Below are 21,263 nucleotides of genomic sequence, written 5' to 3'. Positions count from 1 at the left end.
ATTAGGGGCTGTTTGCCTTGTCGCGGGTCAGGGCGAGGAAAGCTTCCTCCAGATCTGGCTCCTCTGTGCGAATGTCGCGTATCCCCAGACCCGCCGCACCCACGGCCTGTAGAACGGCACCGGCGGGAACTTCGGACATTCGGTAGGACAGGGCGATGGTGCCGTCCTTGCGCCGATCCTCTGAAACGGTTGGGGGAAGTTCGATCCGGACTTCGGGATTATCTACTGTGATCACAAGGGTTTTCCGGTCGATCCGGCCAATCAGGTCGCCGGTTTTTTCGCAGATCAGCAGTTCGCCCCTGTTCATGATTGCGATCTCGTCGCACATCTCTTCGGCCTCTTCCAGATAGTGCGTGGTCAGGATGACCGTGGTGCCTTTCTGGTTTAATTCCCGAATGTTACGCCACAACATCTGCCGCAGTTCGATATCCACCCCGGCGGTCGGTTCGTCCAGTACAAGGATCGAAGGAGAGTGCACCAAAGCCTTGCCCAGCAACAGCCGCCGCCGCATTCCGCCTGACAAGTTGCGGGCATAGGCCTCTGCCTGATCGGACAGTCCGATCATATGCAGTATTGCGTCGGTATTGCGTCGGTATTGCGGGATACCATAAAGGCCCGCCTGAACCTCTAGTGCGCCACGCGGCGAAAAGAATGGATCAAGGTTCAGTTCCTGCGGCATGACGCCGATGGCGCGACGGGCAGCACGCATTTCCAGATCCTGATCATGACCCTGAATGCGCACCGTACCGCTGGTTTTGTTCACCAACCCGGCCAATATGTTGATCATCGTCGATTTGCCCGCCCCATTGGGGCCGAGCAGGCCGAAAACGGATCCTGCGGGGATTGTCAGGTCAATTCCCTTCAACGCCGGTTTCGGCGGCTGGTTGCCCCTGACAGAGTAGGTTTTGACAAGCCCCTCAATCTCTATCGCATTTGTGGTCATGTGGGGCGCCCTTCGTGCTTGCCCGCCCGCGCGGGCTTGCGTATCATCTGCCCTGACTTACAGCGAATAATCGACCAGAAACAAGAGGCCGAGCCAGATGACAACCCAAGCCCCCGAAACCGTGATTGTTGAGACATCCCGCGTTGCCTGTGATGGTGGGGAGGGCGCGTTGGGCCACCCGCGCGTCTGGCTGCAAATCACGCCCGCGACAGGTTTCGTGGAATGCCCCTATTGCGACAAGAAGATCGTATTGAAGGGGCGTGAAGAGGGGTAGTCGCCCATTGGGTGGTGCGGCCGCTTAGAGCCCGATGCAACCAAATGAACTATTACATGATTTGGTGACACTGAGGCTGCTGTGTATTGCTGTGAGATACCTGAGGATATTTGAGGTCACCATATGGACGTTGTTGCACTTGCCGAGGGTTTACTTCGTTCGTTTCCTGATTTGTCGTATCACAACGATGGGACAACAATCACACTAGACCCTCCAACATCTGAGAGGGTCTCGATTTCGCTTTCTCTGGAAGGGTATTTGGCCGATAGGCGTTGGGACGGTGTGTAAAAACCTCTTGCCCACATGTAGGCCTATTTTCCTTTCTTCTCGCCCAGAGTGATTGGCCTTACCGCACCGGAATTGGCAGTTGCCAGCGTCTTAGGCTTCTCCTGCTTTGGTTTCTTCACTTCCCGGTTTCCGCGTTTTTTGTTGCCTTTTCCCATCAGGACTTCACAGATGCTTTAGACTTGTCTGACGAAGCCGTCTTCGAAGGCGGCATTGCCGTCCGGTTCCAATTGTATCGTGAGGGCCGGGGTTTGCCCGGTTTGTCGAGAAACTCTTTCAAATCCAGCTGCTTCTTGGGGGACGAATAGCCCATAAGTTGTCCTTTCGCGGTTGTAACTGAGAAAATCGATCGTGATGGCCAAGTCACCGACATGAGCGGGTTGGCTAAAGGCACGATTTCCGAAAAAGAGATGAGCGATTGGCCTTCGAGACAGTCGCATCGATCAGGTCCGGCTGTTCCGGAGCTTATTTATATATGGTTAGGGCAGACTGGTATTTCAATGGAACGGCCGGGTCAGGCAAGTCCCTTGTGCAGGTTGCCTGAATGAAAATTTTGTCCAGCAGAACGGTTTAATGCATGTGTTGCATCGATCCGTTGAAATCACCCCGCATAACCGACATTGGTCATTTCCTGTCAGCAGCCCACCCATCGGCTCTGGCACTCCCTCGCGCCTCATGGCATTACTGATCCCAAGTATAAACAGGGAGCGTGGGTTATGAGTTTTGGCAAGGGATGTCATCTGCATCTGGTTGATGGATCGGCCTTTATCTTTCGCGCTTATCACGCCCTGCCACCCCTGACGCGGAAATCGGACGGGCTGCCCATTGGGGCGGTGGCGGGCTTTTGCAATATGCTGTTCAAGTTCGTCGAGGATGCTAAGGGCGACGACGCACCGACCCATGTGGCGGTGATTTTTGATCATTCTGGTAAGACATTCCGCAACGAGATTTACGATAAATACAAGGCCAACCGCCCACCAGCACCGGAGGATCTGGTGCCGCAGTTCCCGCTGACCCGGGATGCGACGCGCGCGTTTAATATTGCCTGTATCGAGGTGGAGAATTTCGAGGCGGACGACATTATCGCAACGCTCGCCCGTCAAGCGCGGGAGGCCGGGGGACGGGTGTCGATCATCTCTTCCGACAAAGACCTGATGCAGCTGGTTGGTGGTGGGGTCGAAATGATCGATCCGATGAAATCCAAACGCATTGATCGCGAGGGCGTCGAAGAAAAGTTCGGCGTGGGCCCAGAACGCGTGGTCGATGTTCAGGCGCTGGCAGGTGACAGTGTGGATAACGTACCGGGTGCGCCCGGGATCGGGATCAAGACCGCCGCGTTATTGATCAATGAATTCGGGGATTTGGAAAGCCTGCTGGCGCGCGCCGAAGAAATCAAGCAACCAAAGCGCCGCCAGACGTTGATGGATAATGCCGACCTGATCCGTATTTCCAAACGGTTGGTGGAGCTGGACCAGAATATGGAGCTGGATTTCAGCCTTGAATCTCTGGAATTGCAGGATCCGGTTGCCGATGACCTGCTGGGATTTCTGGCCTCGATGGAGTTTCGAACACTCACCAAACGCGTGGCGGATCGGTTGGGGCTGGAGGCACCCGCAATCCCCGAACCAGAGGGCGCACCCGCCGCTGCAGATGCGCCGGATGAACCATCGTTTGAAGATGCAAAATATACACAAGTCAGCACCGATGCGCAGTTGCAGGACTGGATCGCGGCGATCTATCGGCGGGGTTATGTGGCCGTGGATACGGAAACCACCGGTTTGAACGAAATGACCGCCGGTCTGGTCGGGATTTCGCTGTGTGTGGAGATGGGGGAGGCGTGTTATATCCCCGTGGCCCATCTGGCAGAGGCGGGGGGTGATCTCTTTGCCTCTGACGCGCTGGCCGAGGGTCAGTTGCCGATGGATGATGTGCTGGCCACGTTGAAATCGGTGCTGGAGGATCCCTCGATCCTGAAAATCGGGCAGAACATGAAGTATGACGCGAAGATCTTCGCGCGTTACGGCATCGCTGTCGCCCCGATCGATGACACGATGCTGATTTCCTATGCCCAAAACGCGGGGTTGCATAATCACGGCATGGACCTGCTGTCGGAACGCTATCTGGATCATACGCCAATCCCGATTAAGCCTTTGTTAGGCAGCGGTAAATCCGCGATCACCTTTGATAAGGTGAAGCTGGAAGAGGCAGTGCCCTACGCGGCTGAGGATGCCGATATCACCCTGCGTTTGTGGAAGAAGCTGAAGCCCAATCTGCATCGTAAACACGTCACGACGGTTTATGAAACGTTGGAACGTCCGCTGGTGCCGGTGCTCGCGCAGATGGAAATGACAGGCATCAAGGTGGATCGCGATACGCTGAGCCGGATGTCCAATGCCTTCGCCCAGAAAATGGCCGGGTTGGAGGCGGAGTTGCATGACATCGCCGGTCAACCTTTTAACGTTCAATCCCCGGCGCAGGTAGGGTCTATTCTGTTTGATCAGATGGGTTTGGAGGGCGGCAAGAAGACAAAAACCGGCCAGTGGTCCACCCCCGCTGATGTGTTGGAGGACTTGGCAACAGAGCATGATTTTGCCGGCCGGGTTCTGGATTATCGGCAATTGCAAAAGCTGAAATCGACCTACACCGATGCGTTGCAGGATCACATTAATCCTGACACGGGGCGGGTGCATACGTCCTATTCCATCGCGGGCGCAAATACCGGGCGGTTGGCCTCGACCGATCCGAACCTGCAGAACATCCCGGTGCGCACCGAAGAGGGGCGGCGGATACGGGAGGCATTTGTGGCGGAACCTGGTAAGATCTTGCTAAGCTTGGACTATAGCCAGATCGAGCTGCGCATTCTGGCCCATGTGGCGGGAATTGACGCGTTGCAGCAGGCCTTTGCCGATGGGTTGGATATTCATGCCATGACGGCCTCTGAAATGTTTGACGTGCCACTGGATGAGATGACGCCGGATGTGCGCCGACAGGCCAAGGCGATCAATTTCGGGGTGATTTACGGGATTTCCGGTTTTGGTCTGGCGCGCAATCTGCGCATCCCCCGGGCAGAGGCGCAGGGCTTTATTGACCGTTATTTTGAACGCTTTCCGGGCATCCGGCGGTATATGGATGAAACGGTGCAATTCGCAAAGGACAACAGCTATGTGAAAACGCTGTTTGGGCGGCGCATTCATACGCCAGAGATCAATGCCAAAGGGCCACATGCGGGATTTGCTAAGCGCGCGGCGATCAATGCGCCAATTCAGGGAACGGCGGCGGATGTGATCCGGCGTGCGATGATCAGGATGCCAGAGGCGATTGCCCATCTGCCTGCAAAGATGTTGTTGCAGGTCCACGATGAACTGTTGTTCGAGGTCGATGAAAACGCAGTTGAGGAGACCATCTCTGTTGCCAGGGATATCATGCAGGGGGCTGCCTTGCCGGCTGTAAAGTTCGATGTGCCGCTGCTGGTTGATGCCGGGCAAGGCGCGAACTGGGCAGAGGCGCATTAAGCTTAAGTTGCCGTAATTTATCAGTGGAGAGGCTGTGTTGATTGGCTTTTCCTGCGGCTATTATTGTAAATAAAGACTTTTCGAAAATCTTGGTGTAGGCTGATCTTATGCGTCGGGACGCGCGATGCGATTTTATCGAAACACAAATTAAAATAGGGGGTTAGTGATGTCGTTCTACATGTATCAAGGGTCTTATACCTCGGCAGCGGCGGCCGCGATGATCAAACGGCCGAACAATCGAGAGGCGGCAGCGCGGCAATTGATCGAAGCGGCTGGCGGCAAATTGCATAGCTTTTTCTTTTGCTTTGGTGACTACGACTTTGTTGTGCTGATCGAGGCGCCAGATGACGTGACGATGGCGGCTTGTGCGCTGGCGGTCGGGGCGTCCGGGGCGACCAGTGCTGGCAAGACCACCAAGCTGGTGACGCCCGCCGATGGCATTACGGCGATGGAAAAAGCGGAAACCGCCTTAGCAGCCTATCATCCGCCAGGGGCCTAAAACCCCCGGAAATGGCACGTCGGTATTGCGTCGGTATTCGCGCGGCATTGCGACGGCGCATATATGGATATTGGGTTAATCAAACAACGCGTGTCGCGAATTGAGGCGCGCGTTGTCAATGTGAACAAGCCCCGTCAGGGCAATTCCGACGACGGAATGATGGGGAAGAAGACGCCACCGGACCAAAGGCCAAACCAGCTTTGACCGTCATGTTCCGCGTGGCAGCCGATCTCTATCAACCGGTAAAAACTTTTGCGGTCAATCAGGGCCTCTAGATTGGCGCGGATCAGAATGTAGGGCGACGGTTCGCCGGTCTCGGGGTCGCGGGTCACGCGGATGGGATGATCGGGTCCGGCGGCGGCAAAATCCCCGACATGGGTTTCAAAAGTCAGTACCTGATCAGGGCCAGGATTTGCGGCCTCAAAATCCACGGCGACAAAGGGCGCATCATCAACCGTAATGCCGACTCTTTCGACCGGCGTGACCAGAAAATAGTCATCGCCATCCTTGCGAATGATCGAGGAAAATAGCTTTACCAGCTCTTTTCGGCCCATGGGCGTGCCTAAATACCACCAGGTTCCGTCACGCGCGATGCGCATATCCAGATCACCGCAAAATGGCGGATTCCACAGATGAACCCGCGGGGGGCCTTTTTTTGTTGCTGCTTTCGCAGCAGTGGCCAATGTATCGGCGGATGGTTTCACGGAGTTTTGTTCTTTCATCACGATTGTCATTTGTCCTTGGACGCAGAACATTCTTTAATGCCAACATAACGACAACACAGGAGAGGCACCATGTCTGTTGAACAGGGGAGCACCGAAAATCTGGTGGCCGATATCGAAAGGCTGAGTGGTAAGCTGTCTGAGGCGAAGGCCAGCATCACCAAACGCTTTATCGGGCAAGAGCAGGTTGTCGATCTGGCGCTGTCGGCGCTGCTATGTGGCGGACATGGTCTATTGATCGGGTTGCCCGGGTTGGGAAAGACCTTGTTGGTGGATACGTTGGCCACGGTGATGGGATTGGACAGCAACCGGGTGCAGTTCACGCCTGACTTGATGCCCGCCGATATTTTGGGCTCAGAGGTGTTGGAAGAAAAGGCCGGAGGCGCGCGCGAGTTTCGGTTTATTCAGGGGCCCGTTTTTTGCCAGTTGCTGATGGCGGATGAAATCAACAGGGCCAGCCCCAGAACGCAGTCCGCTTTGCTGCAGGCAATGCAGGAAAAAGAGGTGACGATTGCCGGGCAGCACAGACCATTGGGCGTGCCGTTCCATGTGCTGGCAACGCAAAACCCGATAGAGCAAGAGGGCACCTATCCCTTGCCAGAGGCCCAACTGGATCGGTTCCTCGTGCAGATCAGCGTTGATTATCCGGGGCGTGACACAGAGCGTGACATCCTGCGCGCCACCACCGGGATAGAGGCGAATGAAGCGCATCAGGTCTTCATCGCAGATGAGCTGATCGAGGCGCAAACCATTTTGCGCCGCATGCCGGTTGGAGAAAGTGTGGTCGAGGCGATCTTGGATCTGGTGCGTGCGTGCAGGCCCGAGGACGAGGCCGCGCCTGAGCCTGTGCGATCCTCTGTCGCGTGGGGGCCGGGGCCACGCGCAGCGCAGGCGCTGATGCTGACGGTACGTGCGCGGGCTTTGCTGGAGGGGCGGTTGGTTCCGTCGGTCAATGATGTTGCCCAAATGGCGTTGCCGGTTCTAAGCCATCGTATGGCGTTGAGCTTTGCCGCACGGGCGCGCGGTGAAAATCTGGATAGTTTGATCAGGACGGTTCTGGACCATATCAAACCCCAAGAAAGCGCGGCATGACACCAGACCGCATATTGCGGCGGCGGGCCGAAGAACTGGCCCGGCCATTGCCACCCTTATTGGCGCAGGCGGAACGTCTGGCGGCTACGATGATGGTAGGCGAGCATGGGCGGCGCAGGGCGGGCACCGGCGACGAGTTCTGGCAGTATCGCGCCGCGGTTCCCGGCGATAGCGCCCGGCAGATCGACTGGCGCAGATCGGCGAAATCCGATGCGCGCTTTGTCCGCCAGAAAGAATGGCAGGCCTTGCAAACTGTTCTGTTCTGGGTCGATCGATCGGCATCGATGGCGTTTTCGTCTGACAAGGACATAGGGCCAAAATCTGATCGTGCCCGGTTGCTGGCGTTGTCACTGGCGATCCTGTTGATCAGAGGTGGCGAACGCGTGGGGCTGGCCGATGGCGAGGCCGCGCCGGGGACGGGGCAGGGGCAGATTTTGCGGCTGGTGGATGACCTGTGCCTAGCCGACCCGGGACAAGACTATGGCGCGCCTCGTTTCGCCGGGTTGAAGCCGCATATTCGTGCGGTGTTGATATCAGATTTCATGGGGGATCTGCAGCCCGTACGAGAGGCGTTGACCAAAGCCGCGGATCGCGGGGTGAAAGGTGCTATCCTGCAGGTTCTTGATCCTGCGGAGGAGGCGTTTCCCTATGACGGGCGCACGATATTTGAAAGCATGTCCGGCAGCCTGCGGCATGAGACGCTGAAAGCGGGGGATCTTCGCGACCGGTATCTTGAACGGTTGCGGCAGCGAAAGGCCGATTTGAACGACTTGGCGCGGGCGACGGGGTGGCTGTATCAATGTCATCACACCAGTGACAGCGCCGCGTCAGCTTTGCTGTGGCTTTATTCGGCCACGGAAAGACGCCGGGTATGATGGCCTTGGGCAACATAGGTTTCATCACGCCCTGGCTGTTATGGGCGCTTGTCCTGCTGCCAGCGCTGTGGATTTTGCTGCGTGCCGTGCCGCCGGCGCCGCGCAAACGGCGATTTCCGGGCGTGGTGTTTTTGTTGGGCCTGCTGGACAAAGACAGCCACAGTGATCGGACGCCATGGTGGCTTTTGGTGTTGCGGATGTTGCTGGTGGCCTGCGTGATCGTTGGGCTGGCGGGGCCGGTGCTTAACCCCCAACCGGTTCGCACTCAGGATGGGCCGCTGCTGATTCTGATGGATGGGACATGGGCGGATGCACCGAGCTGGTCAGCTCGGCAGGATCGTGTGGCGGCATTGTTGGAAGAGGCGCATCAGGCGGCACGCCCCGTACGTGTTATGACACTGACCAAGCCCGATCCCGATCCCCCTGTCTTTCAGGCTGCTAATGATTGGGTGGGCAGGCTTGCAGGGCTGACCCCAAATCCCTGGTCACCGGAGCCGGAGGCCATTGATGCGTGGTCAGACAGGTTAGGGGACACGCGGTTTGAAACCTATTGGATGTCTGATGGGATCGACTATGCGTGGCGATCTGATCTTTTGGATCGGTTGCAAGGCGCAGGTGATGTGACGGTGTTCCAATCCGCTGCCGCGGTGTTGGGATTACGGCCTTTGACCTCTGATCAAGGTTTGATTTCAATCGAAGTCATTCGCAACCGGCACACAGACGATCTGGAACGCGTGATCGAGGTGGTCGGACGCGACCCGGCGGGGTTGGAACGTGTCTTGGATCGCAAGGTGGCAGTTTTGCCTGCAGGGGAGCCCGTTGTCGGGGTGACGTTCGATCTGCCTGCAGAGCTATTGGGGCGGATCAGCCGGTTCACGATTGCGGGCGCACGCTCTGCCGGAGCGGTGGCGTTGACCGATGACAGTTTGCGACGGCGAGAGGTGGCGTTGATTTCCGGCCGTGCGCAGCAAGAGACCCTGCAGCTTTTGTCGCCGCTCCACTACCTGAGCAAAGCGTTGGAGCCGACTGCCGATCTGCTTGAGGGGAATCTGGCCGATATTTTGCCCGCCAACCCAGATGTGATCATCTTTGCCGATGTGGCGACATTGCCGGATGGGCAAAACGTGGAAGTTGCGAAATGGGTCGCAAATGGCGGGACATTGTTGCGGTTTGCGGGGCCAAGGCTGGCCTCCAGCGATTTGAGCCGCAGCAGCGAAGACCCGCTGATGCCCGTGCGCCTGCGCCGTGGGGGGCGCAGTGTGGGTGGAACGCTGAGTTGGGGGGCACCCAAGACGTTGCAACCTTTCCACGAAAGCTCCCCATTCTATGGGCTGGCGATACCACAGGATGTGCTGGTCACCTCACAAGTTGTGGCGCAGCCTGATCCGACGCTGGCGGAACGCACTATTGCGGCCCTGTCAGATGGTACGCCGCTGGTCACGCGCAAACGGTTGGGCGATGGGCAGGTTATTCTGTTTCACGTCACCGCGAATGCCGAATGGTCGAGCCTGCCGCTGTCTGGCCTTTTCGTAGATATGTTGGAGCGTCTTTCGATTTCTGGCCGATCACAGGGGCGAACGGCAGACAGTATGACCGACACGGTGTGGAGCGCCGAAAACATCCTGAATGCGTTTGGCGAGCTGTCTGAAACGGATTCGATTGCTGGCGTGGCGGGTGAAGATCTGGCGGCAGGCCCGCCATCGGCAATGATGCCGCCGGGGCGTTATACCTCTGCCGGGCGGTCAGAGACGTTTGCATTGAATGTTCTGGCATCAGACACCGTGCTGACAGAGTCCACATGGCCCACCGATGTCCCGGTTGAGGGGTTGGGAGTTCAGGCAGAAACGCATCTGATGGGCTGGGCGGTTGCCGGTGCTCTTATCCTGCTGGTGATTGATACGCTGGCATCGATGTGGCTGTCTGGCCGAATAAGGTTGTCGGGGCAGGCACGTGGAAAAGCAACGATCGGCGCAATGGTTCTGGGGATATTGCTGGCATTCCATCCCCGGGAGACCGCCGCACAGGACGCGGATGATTTCAGGGCCTTGCAGTTGGCTAATCAATTGGCCCTTGGTTATGTGATCACGGGAAATGACGATGTTGATCGCACGGCAGAGGCGGGATTGCGTGGATTGTCGCGCATGCTGACGCGCCGGACCTCTGTCGAACCGGCAGAGCCCGTCGCGGTTGATCTGGAACAAGATGACCTGTCGTTGCTGCCCTTTGTTTACTGGCCCATTACCACCGATCAGCCGATCCCGTCGGATCTGGCCTATGCCCGGCTGAACACCTATCTGCAATCAGGTGGAATGATCCTGATGGATACGCGCGATGCGGGTTATGGCGGGGGCAATAGTGCCGAGGCCCGGCATTTGCGCAATCTGGCAGCGGCGCTGGATATCCCGCCGCTGGAACGTGTGCCGGGCGATCATGTTCTGACGCGGACCTTTTACTTGCTTCAGGATTTTCCGGGCCGGTTCAACAGCCAGGACGTCTGGGTGGAGGCCGCCCCTGCAGATGCCGAACAGATCGAGGGGATGCCGTTTCGAAATCTGAATGACGGCGTGACCCCGGTGGTCATTGGCGGAAATGATTGGGCGGCGGCCTGGGCGGTGGATGTGTCTGGGAACGCGCTTTATCCTGTTGGGCGCGGATTTTCCGGGGAGCGCCAGCGCGAAGTTGCGTACCGGTTCGGCGTCAATCTGATCATGCATGTGCTAACTGGGAATTATAAGTCTGATCAGGTGCATGTGCCGGCGCTGTTGGAACGGTTGGGGCAGTGATATGGCGCGGATGATCCTGATTGATCCCCTGATCCCCCTGGTGATGATTGCAGGGCTAGCGGCGATGTTGGCTGTGGTCTTGGCCGTGGCGCTGTGGCGCGGGCAAAGCGGTTGGGCCTTGCGCGGTTTGGCGGCCACTGTGTTGCTGGCTGTGCTGATCAACCCATCGCTTCAGCAAGAAGAGCGTGACCCCCTGAATGATATCGTGCTGCTGGCCATTGATCGGACCGCCAGTCAGAACATTGGCGGACGGGATCAGCAGACCGAAGAGGCCGCCGAACATATCCGCCGCGCCATTGCCAACAGGGGCCGGACGGATTTGCGGGAAATCTCTGTCTATGACAGCGTTGATGATCAGGGAACCTTGGCGATGTCGGCGATTGCCGATGCGTTGGTCACCATCCCAGCCGATCGTCTGGCGGGGGTTCTTCTGATCAGTGATGGTCAAGTGCGCGATCTACACCGTGCCCCCGATATGCCAGCCCCATTCCATCTGATGATGACGGGAAAGCGGTCTGATCGCGATCGACGGCTGTCTATCCTGACGCTGCCGCCCTTTGCCATTTTGGGGGAACCGGTTGGAATAACGGTGCAGGTCGATGATCTGGGCCTTGATGAGGCGTCCATTGGGCTGGTCGATATTGAGATCACGGTCGATGCAGGCGACCCACAGAGATTTCAGGTGCCGGTGGGGCGCTCGGTGGATTTATCCCTAACCCTGCCACATGGGGGGATCAATACGCTGCAAATGTCAACGCCGGTGCTGGAGGGTGAACTGACGGGGCGCAACAACTCTGTTGTTGCCCGGATCAATGGTGTGCGGGATCGGATGCGCGTGTTGTTGGTGTCAGGCGCCCCGCATCCCGGGGAAAGAACCTGGCGTAACCTGCTGAAATCAGACAGTTCCGTTGATCTGGTTCATTTCACCATTCTGCGCCCGCCAGAAAAAAGCGTTGGTGTGCCAGTCAGCGAGCTGTCCTTGATTGCCTTCCCCACGCGCGAACTGTTTTTGGAAAAGATTGATGAGTTCGATCTGATCATCTTTGACCGTTACAAGCGGCGGGGAATTTTGCCGTCAATCTATCTGTCCAACGTTCGCAACTATGTGGAAAATGGCGGGGCGGTCTTGTTCGCCGCAGGCCCGGATTTTGCCGGGGCAGAGAGCCTCTATCATTCTGATCTGGCAAATGTGATGCCGGCCCGGCCAACGGCGCGGTTGCTGGAGCGAGGGTTCTTGCCCGAAGTGTCTGATCTGGGATTGCGGCATCCGGTCACCGCCGATCTGCGCAGTTATGCGCCGGGTCCGTTTGTTGAGGATGGGCCGATTTGGGGGCGTTGGCTGCGCCAGATCGAATTGCAGGCTCACCCTGAGGCGCAGACCGTTATGACAGGTGCCGAGGGCACGCCGCTGTTGGTTCTGGACCGGATCGGCGAGGGCAGGGTCGCCCTGTTGGGGTCTGACCAAAGCTGGCTGTGGTCGCGTGGGTTTGAGGGCGGGGGGCCGCATTTGGAACTGCTGCGCCGTCTGGCCCATTGGATGTTGAAAGAACCGGAACTGGAAGAGGAGGCCCTGTGGGCAGAGGCGACAGGCCAAAGCATGAAGATTATTCGCCGAACCCTGTCGGAGGAGGTGGAAGACCTGACGGTAATCGCGCCGGATGGTCAGGCGCAGACCTTGCCGCTTTCTGAGGTCAGCCCGGGGCGGTTTGAGGCGCAATATGAAGGCGCCGAACTGGGGCTTTATCGTTTGCGATCGGGGGAGATGGAGGCTGTGGCCGCGCTCGGCCCTGCCTCCCCGCGTGAATTTATCGAAACGATTGCCAGCAGCGATGATCTGATGCCTGTTATCGAGGCCGCGAATGGCGGTGTCGCCCGGATCGAAGACGGATTGCCAAGCCTGCGTAACGCACGAGAGGGCCGGGTGGCAGCGGGCCGTGGTTGGTTAGGCCTGGTGCCCCGAGATGCCTATGTCACCCAAAGCGTATCAATCTGGCCGCTCCTGCCGGTTTGGGCCTATCTGATCCTGGCCTCCAGCCTGTTGATCCTGGGATGGCTGCGCGAAGGGCGGCGATAAAGGGGGATCAATCGGTCAAATTCACGCTGAATGTCGTATCGCCCCAGCCTTCGGTCAGGGTTTTGGCGCGAATTTCGACGGTTGTGACCTCTTGTGGGATTTCGACATTGGACAGTGATCTGGTGAAGGGCTGTTCATCCACATGCGGGTGATAGAGCACGCGTTCGCCTAAAACCTTGCCATCGATTTGTTCAACGCGCCAGCCATCGGCGTAATCATCCCAGCCCGTGTCATCATGACGAACCGTGACATGGAATGTCCAAAACCGATCACCTTGATGACTTGCTGTCACATCTTCGATACTTGCCGGATCAGCATGGGCCAATGTTGGGACGAGGATGAAGGCTGCAATGAGAGGTTTCATTCGCACAGTCTAAGCCTAATTGCGTGGGCAATAAAGAGAGGCGCGTATTTCCGGCTCTTGCACCTTAATCATAAATTGGTTAAATAAGTTTACCAATATGTTTATTGCAGGGAGTAAATCGGATGGACCTTCCGCAACCAGATCAATCTGTAATCTTGCGAAAATCCGAAATTGTTCGGGATTTGAGGGCTTTGCTGCCCGCCTTGGCGGTGATTGATGCGGAGGTCGAGGTCAAGGCCTATGAATGTGATGGGCTGACCGCCTATCGTTGCCCGCCGCTGTGTGTGGTTCTGCCGGGGTCGACCGACGAAGTTGTCGCGGTATTAAAGTATTGCCATGCGAACGGTATTCCCGTGGTGCCGCGCGGGTCGGGCACCTCTTTGGCTGGTGGGGCGTTGCCCAACGCTGACAGCGTTGTTCTGGGCATCGCGCGCATGAACCGGGTGTTGGAGGTTGATTTCGACAATCGGTTTATCCGGGTCGAAAGTGGCAAGACAAACCTGTCTGTGACCGGCGCGGTGGAGGGTGAGGGTTTTTTCTATGCGCCGGACCCGTCCAGCCAGTTGGCCTGCGCTATCGCGGGCAATATCGCGATGAATTCCGGCGGTGCGCATTGTCTGAAATACGGGATGACGACGAACAACCTTTTGGCGGTCACGATGGTGACAATGGCAGGCGAGGTTTTGCAGATCGGCGGGGCCCATCTGGATGCGTCTGGTCTGGATCTGCTGGGGGTGATCTGCGGATCAGAAGGGCAGCTGGGCGTGGTGACTGAGGCCACGTTGCGCATTCTGCCCAAGCCCGAAGGCGCGCGTCCGGTGATGATCGGTTTTGACAGCGCCGAGGTGGCCGGGGAATGCGTGGCGGCAATCATAAGGTCCGGCGTGTTGCCGGTGGCGATCGAATATATGGACCGACCCTGCATCGAAGTGGTCGAGAAATTCACCGGTGCAGGATACCCCATGTGTGAGGCGCTTTTGATTATCGAAGTCGAAGGATCAGAGGCCGAAATTGATGATCAGTTGGACCGCATCACTGACATTGCTAGCGGCTTGAACCCTGTTGAACTGCGTGAAAGCCAAAGTGCAGAGGAAAGTGCCCTAATTTGGTTGGGGCGCAAGTCAGCCTTTGGCGCTATGGGGCAGATCAATGACTATATGTGTCTGGATGGAACTGTGCCTGTCTCCAAACTGCCATACACGTTGAAACGGATTGGTGAGCTGTCTGACGAATTTGGTCTGAAGGTCGCCAATGTCTTTCATGCTGGCGACGGCAACATGCATCCGCTGATCCTATTTGACGCCAACACACCCGGGCAGCTGGAAACTTGTGAGGCGCTGGGCGCAGAGATTTTAAAACTATGTGTGGAGGTCGGCGGCTGTCTGACCGGGGAACATGGTGTCGGCATAGAAAAGCGCGACCTGATGGGGGTGCAGTACAGCCTGGCCGACATGGAAGCACAAATGCGGATCAAGGATGTGTTTGATCCGAAATGGCTGCTTAATCCCGGTAAGGTCTTCCCGCTGGACATCACCCGAAACGCGGAGGTGGCCGCAGAATGATCCGACCAATGAACGAGACAGAAGTGTCAGAGGCGATCCGTACGGCAACCGGCGGGGTGCGGATCCGCGGCGGGGGGACGCGGTCGGTTCAGCGGTCAGATGGGGTGGACGTCTTGGATATGTCAGCCCTGACCGGGATCGCATCATATGATCCCGGCGGGCTGACCATGGTGGCGCGCGCCGGAACGCCCCTGGCAGAGATCGAAGCGACCCTGGCGGCAGAGGGACAGATGCTAGCCTTTGAACCGATGGATCATCGTAGGGTGCTGGGAACACAGGGCGCGCCGACCATCGGCGGTGTTGCAGCAGGAAATGTCTCTGGTCCCCGGCGGTTCAAAGTGGGCGCATGCCGGGATTTCGTGCTGGGTGTGCGGTTTGTTGATGGCCGTGGCGATGTGATCCAGAACGGTGGCCAAGTGATGAAAAACGTCACCGGCTATGATCTGGTCAAGCTGCTGACCGGCAGTTGGGGCACCCTGGGGGTGTTGACAGAGCTGTCGTTCAAGGTATTGCCCAAGCCAGAAGCGGTGGCCAGTTTGGTCTGGCAAGGGTTGGGCATGAAACCCTCACTTGATCTGTTCACCAAAGCGCTGGCATCGCCATATGAGGTCAGCGGCGCGGCCAGATATACCGGTGATGATGGTGCCCCTGTCTCGGTGTTGCGGCTGGAAGGGTTTGAAAACTCTGTCAGGTATCGCGCAGATCAGATCGTGCAAATTGCGGGAATGGGTTCGCCCGATCAGGTTGTGTGGGATGCTGCGGATAACCAGAACCTGTGGGCCATGATCCGCGATGTCGACCCCTTGGCGCAGGGGCAGGGCAACCTTTGGAAAAGCCATATCCGCCCGACAGATTTGGTGGCGTTAAATGGGCCGGACGAGGCCGCACAGGTGATTGACTGGGGTGGCGGGCTGGTCTGGTCGCGGGTCGGCACAGATGTGGATATGCGTGCCGTGAATGCCGCCTTGGGCGGGCATCATATGCTGGTGCAGGGTACGGGCCATCCGGTGTTTCAGCCTGAACCGGCGGCATTGGCAAAAATCTCGGCAGGGATTAGGGCACAGTTTGACCCGCTGGGCATTCTGAACCCGGGATTGATGGGGTAGGTTATGCAAACAAATTTCACCCCTGAACAGTTGAAAGACCCCAATATCGCACGAGCGAATGAAATCCTGCGATCTTGTGTACATTGCGGATTTTGCACCGCGACCTGTCCGACCTATCAGGTCTTTGGCGATGAATTGGACAGCCCGCGTGGGCGGATTTATCTGATCAAGGATATGCTGGAAAACGATCGGCCGGCGGATGCGAAAACCGTAAAACATATTGATCGGTGCCTTAGCTGTCTGGCCTGTATGACGACCTGCCCGTCGGGGGTGCATTACATGCATCTGGTGGATCAGGCGCGCGCGCATATCGAACAGACCTATCGCCGGCCTGTCATGGACCGGCTGTTGCGCTGGATGTTGGCAAAGATTTTACCCTATCCCGGGCGGTTCAGATTGGCCCTGATGGGGGCACGGTTGACGCGACCGCTGGCACGATTCATGCCGGACCCGCGCCTGCGGGCGATGCTGGATATGGCGCCCAAACACATACCGCCTGTCAGCCCGAATGACCGGCCACAGGTGTTTTCGGCCACGGGCGAACGGAAAATGCGCGTCGCGCTGATGACAGGCTGCGCACAAAAGGCGCTGAACACCGATATCAACGACGCCACGATCCGCTTGTTGCGCCGATTGGGGTGCGAGGTCGTTGTGGCAAAGGGTGCCGGGTGTTGCGGCGCGCTGGTTCATCATATGGGGCGTGAGGCTGACAGCCACAGCGCGGCGCAGGCAAATATCCGCGCCTGGATGAAAGAGGTTGATGGCGATGGCCTGGATGCGATCGTGATCAACACCTCGGGATGTGGCACGACGGTTAAGGATTACGGCCATATGTTGCGCAATCATCCGGTGGCAGAGGCTGCAGCGCAAATCTCGGGTTTGGCAGTGGATATCTCGGAACTGTTGTCCCGGATCGATCTGCCAGAAGGGCAGGCCAAAGGGATGCGCGTGGCCTATCATGCGGCTTGTTCGCTTCAACATGGCCAACAGGTGAAGGCAGCACCGAAAACATTGTTAAAACGTGTCGGTTTTGAAGTGGTGGAACCCGCTGACAGCCATCTGTGCTGTGGTTCTGCCGGGACATATAACCTGATGCAGCCCGAGATATCCGCGCAGCTGAAAACCTGGAAAGTAGACAATCTGCAAGCCAAAAACCCCGATGTTATCGCGGCGGGCAATATCGGCTGTATGGTTCAGATCGGGTCGGGAACAGATGTTCCGGTGGTTCACACAGTCGAATTGCTGGATTGGGCGACAGGCGGGCCGAGGCCCAGAGCGTTGCAGCAGGGATAACGATCCACCTCGGATACCAGAAAGCTGCCTTAATCCTGCCCAATGGCACCATTAGACACGGGAGTGTAATGCGCACTCGAAATGGTGTATAAGTAGTTATGCGGAGAATTGTCGTTTTATTTCTGATGATTGCAGGGTTGACCTGTAGCGCGAGTGCGGAATCTCCGGCACCGCTCAGACAGCTTTTGACGGGTGACGACAGCCGCGGTTGGGAAGCTGTGGGCAGAATCAATTTTGCAGGAAGCGGCATGTGTACCGGGGCGCTGATTGAACCTGATCTGGTTCTGACAGCGGCGCATTGTTTGTATGACAGCGAAAACCATCGGTTGGTGCCGGCCTCTGAGATCGAATTTCAAGCTGGTTTGCGTCATGGGCGTGCGGCGGCCTATCGATCTGTGCGGTCCGCTGTTCCGCATCCGGGATACAATTACAGTGCGGAGGGCCGCCCGCAGGTGATTAACGATCTGGCGCTTTTGAGGCTGGATCGTCCCATCGATAATGGGCGTGTCATTCCGTTTGAAACCTCTCGAACCCCAAACAAGGGGGACGCTGTGGGTGTTGTCTCTTATGCGCATGACCGGGATGATACGCCCTCATTGCAGGAGCCTTGCCATGTGTTGGCGCGACGCTTTGGATCAATCGTGCTGTCATGTGACGTGGATTTCGGATCCTCCGGGGCGCCGGTTTTTGCGATCCAAGATGGCGTGGCGCGTATCGTATCTGTGGTGTCCGCCAAGGCAGAGATTGGGGAGCGACGCGTGGCCTTGGGATCCTCATTAGGATTGGCATTGGATGAGGTAATGGAGGCGATGCTGACAAGCCCCAGAAATGCCACGACCAGCGTATCCACATCTGAACGGATCGCACCAGATGCGAGCAGATCGCAAACAGGAGCAAAATTTGTTAAACCATGAAAATTAAAATAAATATTATCAGTCTATTATCCGTCATTGTTAGCATATTTTTCACACAGGCAGCATTTGCACAAAGCAGTCACTTGGTCCCCTTGGAGCGCGCAGATCAGCTGGGCGCGTGGAAAGCCGTGGGTCGGGTGGATGTTGGGCGATCTGGTTATTGTACCGGCACGTTGATCGATTACGATCTGGTTTTGACGGCCGCGCATTGCCTGTATGAGGCGCGCAAATCGGACACGCACGCAGATCCGGCGGAGATCACGTTTCGCGCGGGGTTTCGCAATGGGACTTCCATCGTGGAACGACGTGTAAAACGCTTTGTGACCCACCCGGGCTACCGAAACAGCGCAGAGAATGACTATGACAGCGTGCGCGTGGATGTGGCGTTGATGCAGCTGTCAGAGCCGGTACCGTCATCGGTGATTTCGGCCTTTCACGTCGCCAAGGCACGGCAATTAAGGGAGGTCAGCCTGATATCTTATGCCCGCGGACGTGATCAGGTTTTGTCCTGGCAGCGGGGGTGCAATCTGCTGGAAGAACACCGCGCATTGCTGGTGTTCAACTGTTTAAGTGATTTTGGCGCGTCAGGTTCCCCGGTATTTGATACATCCGGCTACAGGCCGGTGATTGTTTCAATCATTTCCGGCAGTGAAATAGGACGCAATGACCGATCCGTGGGGATGAAACTGCCCTCGCGTGTGGCTGAATTGAGAGAGGCCCTGCGCACCGGTCGAGATGTGGTGGAAAACCATGTCGAAGTGAACACCAACCCGACAAGACTGATCAGTGGTCAGCGTAATTCCGGAACCGGGGCGCTTTTTGTCAAACCCTGACCCTTGAAGCGCTGAAATCGTATCATATCTCTGTCTTGTCCGGTCGCCGCGTTGCGGGGCCGGGCGATTCACTAGGCCCGTCCATGGTGGAGGGCCATATCCGTTATCGCTCAATGGAGGATGACCTATGAGAGCTTTTGACCTTTCCCCCCTTTACCGCGCCTCGGTCGGCTTTGACCAAATGGCTGATTTGATGGACCGCGTGTTGACAAATGACGTCAACAAAGTGTCCTACCCCCCTTATAATATCGAAAAAACTGCAGATGACGCTTACCGGATTTCAGTGGCTGTTGCCGGCTTTTCCGAGGATGAGTTGAACGTCGAAGTGCGGGATAACTCCCTGATTGTTGCGGCCCGCAAGGATGATGATGCGCCCGAACGCACCTATCTGCATCGCGGTATTGCGACCCGTGCTTTTGAACGCCGCTTCCATCTGGCCGATCACGTGCGTGTCAACGGTGCCAGCCATGTGAACGGAATGTTGCATATCGATCTGGTGCTCGAAATCCCCGAGGCGTTAAAGCCACGCCGAATTGCCATTTCCAGCGGTGAGTCTGTGACCACGAAAGTGCTGGAAGCCGCAGAATAATCCAGTTGCTTCTTCCCTGTGGCTGGATGGTGCGCCCTTTGTGGCGCACCTTTTTTGTATGGGGGGGCGTGCTGGTTGACGGGATGTATGATTTTATGTGAGTTGGGCCGATCTGAACCGGAGCCTGAGACGTGAATAAACCCTTTCTGATCCTGCAATTGCGACCAGAGGATGAAGCCTCTGATGATGAATTTCGGGCGATCCTTGAAAAGGGTGGATTGCGCGCCGATCAGGCCGTGCGCGTGCGGCTGGATCAGGTGGATTTGCCTGACGATCTGAACCTTGATGACTATTCAGGGGTGATCGTGGGTGGTGGCCCGGGTTGTGTCAGCGACGATCCTGCAAAGAAAAGTGCTGTTGAGGCCCGGATTGAGGCCGCTGTTCTGGGTTTGATGCCGGACATCACGACCCGGGACTTTCCCTATATGGGGTGCTGCTATGGGATCGGTATTCTGGGTCACCATCTGGGTGGTGTGGTCAGCAAAGAGCAGTTTTCAGAGGGCGTCGGCACCGCAAATTGTTCGATTGTCGATGGGGCAGAGGATGATCCGGTGATGGCAGGGATATCCCTGTCTTTTCAAGCCTTTGTCGGTCATAAAGAGGCTGTTCAGGCGCTACCACCGGGCTGTGTGCATCTTGTCAGTTCGCCCACATGCCCCTATCAGATGATCCGGTTTGGCCAGAATGTCTATGCCACGCAGTTTCACCCAGAGGCCGATGCGGCCGGGTTCGAAGTGCGGATAGGTATCTACAAGCACAAAGGTTATTTTGCCCCCGAGGATGCAGAGGCTTTGATCGACATGTGTCGGGCAGCGGATGTGACCATGCCCGAACGAATTTTGCGCAACTTTGTAGCACGATATCAGCGCTAAAGGGAGAAACCGTCGCGTTCGATCAGGTCCTCGCCATCATCGTATAGCCCGAATTTGCGGACGGGGTGATGGGACATGCGGCCCTCCCATGACTGACCGATTTCTGTCCCGACCACACCAGATAGCCAGGGGGTAAGTTCCTCTTGCGCCAGCATGACCGGGCTGCGGGGGTGCAGGTGGCTGATCTGGGGCAGGGCCGCGCGGGTCAGAACTGCGCAAGTTCGGGTGCCATCGGCCAGTGACGATGCAAGCCCTGCAAAGAAAAACAGCGGCTGATTGGTTTGCGGCGCGATATACCAAGGCTGTTTTTGCCCCTTGGCCCCTGTCCATTCATAATAGCCCTGCGCCGGGATCAGGCAGCGGCCATCTCGCCAGGCTGTGCGGAAGGTCGGTTTTTCGGCGGCGGTTTCGATTTTGGCGTTGAAGGTTGTGGCCTTCCAATCCCTCACATCGCCCTTGTGCCAATGGGGCACGAACCACCAGCGTGCGGTGGTGAGCAGCATCTCGCCCTTGCTCGCTGCGATGATCGGAACTTGTTGTGTGGGTTTGATGTTGAAGCCACAGGCGGGTTGCGGGGCATCGGGATCAAGATGCAATGTGTCGAGAAAGCCTTGAAGGATCTCGAACACCTCTGCCCATTTATAGGGGCCGGCTATCATTCTTCCGCACAT

Annotated in this window: 17 protein-coding genes and 1 pseudogene; 14 read left to right on the top strand and 4 right to left on the bottom strand. The window is 57.2% G+C overall.

Going from position 1 to position 21,263, the window contains the following annotated elements; all coding sequences use genetic code 11:
• Positions 1–409 precede the first annotated feature (409 nt).
• Positions 410–943 (bottom strand): annotated as a pseudogene (locus AC2D8P_RS03050) (ABC transporter ATP-binding protein); the annotation flags it as partial.
• Positions 944–1,040: 97 nt separating this feature from the next.
• On the opposite strand from AC2D8P_RS03050, the gene AC2D8P_RS03045 reads away from it, so the two are divergent.
• The 3 genes from AC2D8P_RS03045 to AC2D8P_RS03035 all read left to right on the top strand — a co-directional run bounded on the left by AC2D8P_RS03045 (position 1,041) and on the right by AC2D8P_RS03035 (position 5,513).
• Entirely contained in the window at positions 1,041–1,217 is a 177-nt protein-coding gene (locus AC2D8P_RS03045) for a zinc-finger domain-containing protein (RefSeq protein ID WP_484700332.1), read from the top strand.
• Between the two features lie 1,001 nt (positions 1,218–2,218).
• On the top strand, positions 2,219–5,014 hold the full coding sequence (polA, locus tag AC2D8P_RS03040; RefSeq protein ID WP_484700330.1) for a DNA polymerase I: 2,796 nt from the start codon (positions 2,219–2,221) through the stop codon (positions 5,012–5,014).
• Positions 5,015–5,180: 166 nt separating this feature from the next.
• Positions 5,181–5,513, top strand: a complete 333-nt coding sequence (locus AC2D8P_RS03035) for a GYD domain-containing protein (protein WP_484700328.1) — start codon at positions 5,181–5,183, stop codon at positions 5,511–5,513.
• A 134-nt stretch (positions 5,514–5,647) separates the two neighbouring features.
• On the opposite strand, the gene AC2D8P_RS03030 is transcribed toward AC2D8P_RS03035, so the two are convergent.
• A complete protein-coding gene (locus tag AC2D8P_RS03030) occupies positions 5,648–6,235 on the bottom strand; it encodes a DUF1285 domain-containing protein (RefSeq protein ID WP_484700326.1) in 588 nt (195 codons plus the stop codon).
• 72 nt (positions 6,236–6,307) lie between these two features.
• Here AC2D8P_RS03030 and AC2D8P_RS03025 point away from each other — a divergent pair, with 72 nt between their 5' ends.
• The 4 genes from AC2D8P_RS03025 to AC2D8P_RS03010 are packed head-to-tail and all read left to right on the top strand — an operon-like array spanning position 6,308 to position 13,059.
• Positions 6,308–7,327, top strand: coding sequence for an AAA family ATPase (locus tag AC2D8P_RS03025; RefSeq protein ID WP_484700324.1), 1,020 nt, complete (start codon positions 6,308–6,310; stop codon positions 7,325–7,327).
• On the top strand, positions 7,324–8,202 hold the full coding sequence (locus AC2D8P_RS03020; protein ID WP_484700322.1) for a DUF58 domain-containing protein: 879 nt from the start codon (positions 7,324–7,326) through the stop codon (positions 8,200–8,202). The genes AC2D8P_RS03025 and AC2D8P_RS03020 overlap by 4 nt, the downstream gene beginning before the upstream one ends.
• Positions 8,199–10,985, top strand: coding sequence for a DUF4159 domain-containing protein (locus AC2D8P_RS03015; RefSeq protein ID WP_484700320.1), 2,787 nt, complete (start codon positions 8,199–8,201; stop codon positions 10,983–10,985). The genes AC2D8P_RS03020 and AC2D8P_RS03015 overlap by 4 nt, the downstream gene beginning before the upstream one ends.
• A gap of 1 nt (position 10,986) precedes the next feature.
• Entirely contained in the window at positions 10,987–13,059 is a 2,073-nt protein-coding gene (locus AC2D8P_RS03010) for a hypothetical protein (protein WP_484700318.1), read from the top strand.
• 7 nt (positions 13,060–13,066) lie between these two features.
• Here the strand turns inward: AC2D8P_RS03010 and AC2D8P_RS03005 are convergent, their stop codons facing one another.
• Complete coding sequence (locus AC2D8P_RS03005; RefSeq protein WP_484700317.1) at positions 13,067–13,423, bottom strand: hypothetical protein; 357 nt, start codon at positions 13,421–13,423, stop codon at positions 13,067–13,069.
• Positions 13,424–13,545: 122 nt separating this feature from the next.
• Between AC2D8P_RS03005 and AC2D8P_RS03000 the strand changes: the two genes are divergently transcribed.
• The 7 genes from AC2D8P_RS03000 (at position 13,546) to AC2D8P_RS02970 (ending at position 20,592) form a co-directional block, all read left to right on the top strand.
• A complete protein-coding gene (locus AC2D8P_RS03000) occupies positions 13,546–14,985 on the top strand; it encodes an FAD-linked oxidase C-terminal domain-containing protein (RefSeq protein ID WP_484700315.1) in 1,440 nt (479 codons plus the stop codon).
• 8 nt (positions 14,986–14,993) lie between these two features.
• Positions 14,994–16,091 carry an FAD-binding protein gene (locus AC2D8P_RS02995; protein WP_484700313.1) on the top strand — a complete coding sequence of 366 codons (1,098 nt, stop codon included), beginning with the start codon at positions 14,994–14,996 and terminating at the stop codon, positions 16,089–16,091.
• Between the two features lie 3 nt (positions 16,092–16,094).
• The gene (gene glcF / locus AC2D8P_RS02990; protein ID WP_484700310.1) at positions 16,095–17,384 is read left to right on the top strand and encodes a glycolate oxidase subunit GlcF; all 1,290 of its coding nucleotides are present in this window, start codon (positions 16,095–16,097) and stop codon (positions 17,382–17,384) included.
• Positions 17,385–17,482: 98 nt separating this feature from the next.
• Positions 17,483–18,298, top strand: a complete 816-nt coding sequence (locus AC2D8P_RS02985; protein ID WP_484700307.1) for a trypsin-like serine peptidase — start codon at positions 17,483–17,485, stop codon at positions 18,296–18,298.
• An 83-nt stretch (positions 18,299–18,381) separates the two neighbouring features.
• Positions 18,382–19,131: a trypsin-like serine peptidase gene (locus AC2D8P_RS02980; protein ID WP_484700305.1), complete on the top strand. Its 750-nt coding sequence runs from the start codon at positions 18,382–18,384 to the stop codon at positions 19,129–19,131.
• 127 nt (positions 19,132–19,258) lie between these two features.
• On the top strand, positions 19,259–19,720 hold the full coding sequence (locus AC2D8P_RS02975; RefSeq protein WP_484700303.1) for an Hsp20 family protein: 462 nt from the start codon (positions 19,259–19,261) through the stop codon (positions 19,718–19,720).
• A 131-nt stretch (positions 19,721–19,851) separates the two neighbouring features.
• Positions 19,852–20,592 carry a glutamine amidotransferase gene (locus AC2D8P_RS02970; RefSeq protein WP_484700302.1) on the top strand — a complete coding sequence of 247 codons (741 nt, stop codon included), beginning with the start codon at positions 19,852–19,854 and terminating at the stop codon, positions 20,590–20,592.
• Here AC2D8P_RS02970 and AC2D8P_RS02965 read toward each other — a convergent pair.
• Positions 20,589–21,251, bottom strand: coding sequence for an SOS response-associated peptidase (locus AC2D8P_RS02965; protein ID WP_484700300.1), 663 nt, complete (start codon positions 21,249–21,251; stop codon positions 20,589–20,591). The genes AC2D8P_RS02970 and AC2D8P_RS02965 overlap by 4 nt on opposite strands.
• Between the last annotated feature and the right edge of the window lie 12 nt (positions 21,252–21,263).

The sequence above is a fragment of the Roseovarius sp. YIN77 genome, from assembly GCF_057219155.1.
Note: the sequence above shows the minus strand (reverse complement) of the source record. Positions and strands in the feature narration are given on the sequence as shown.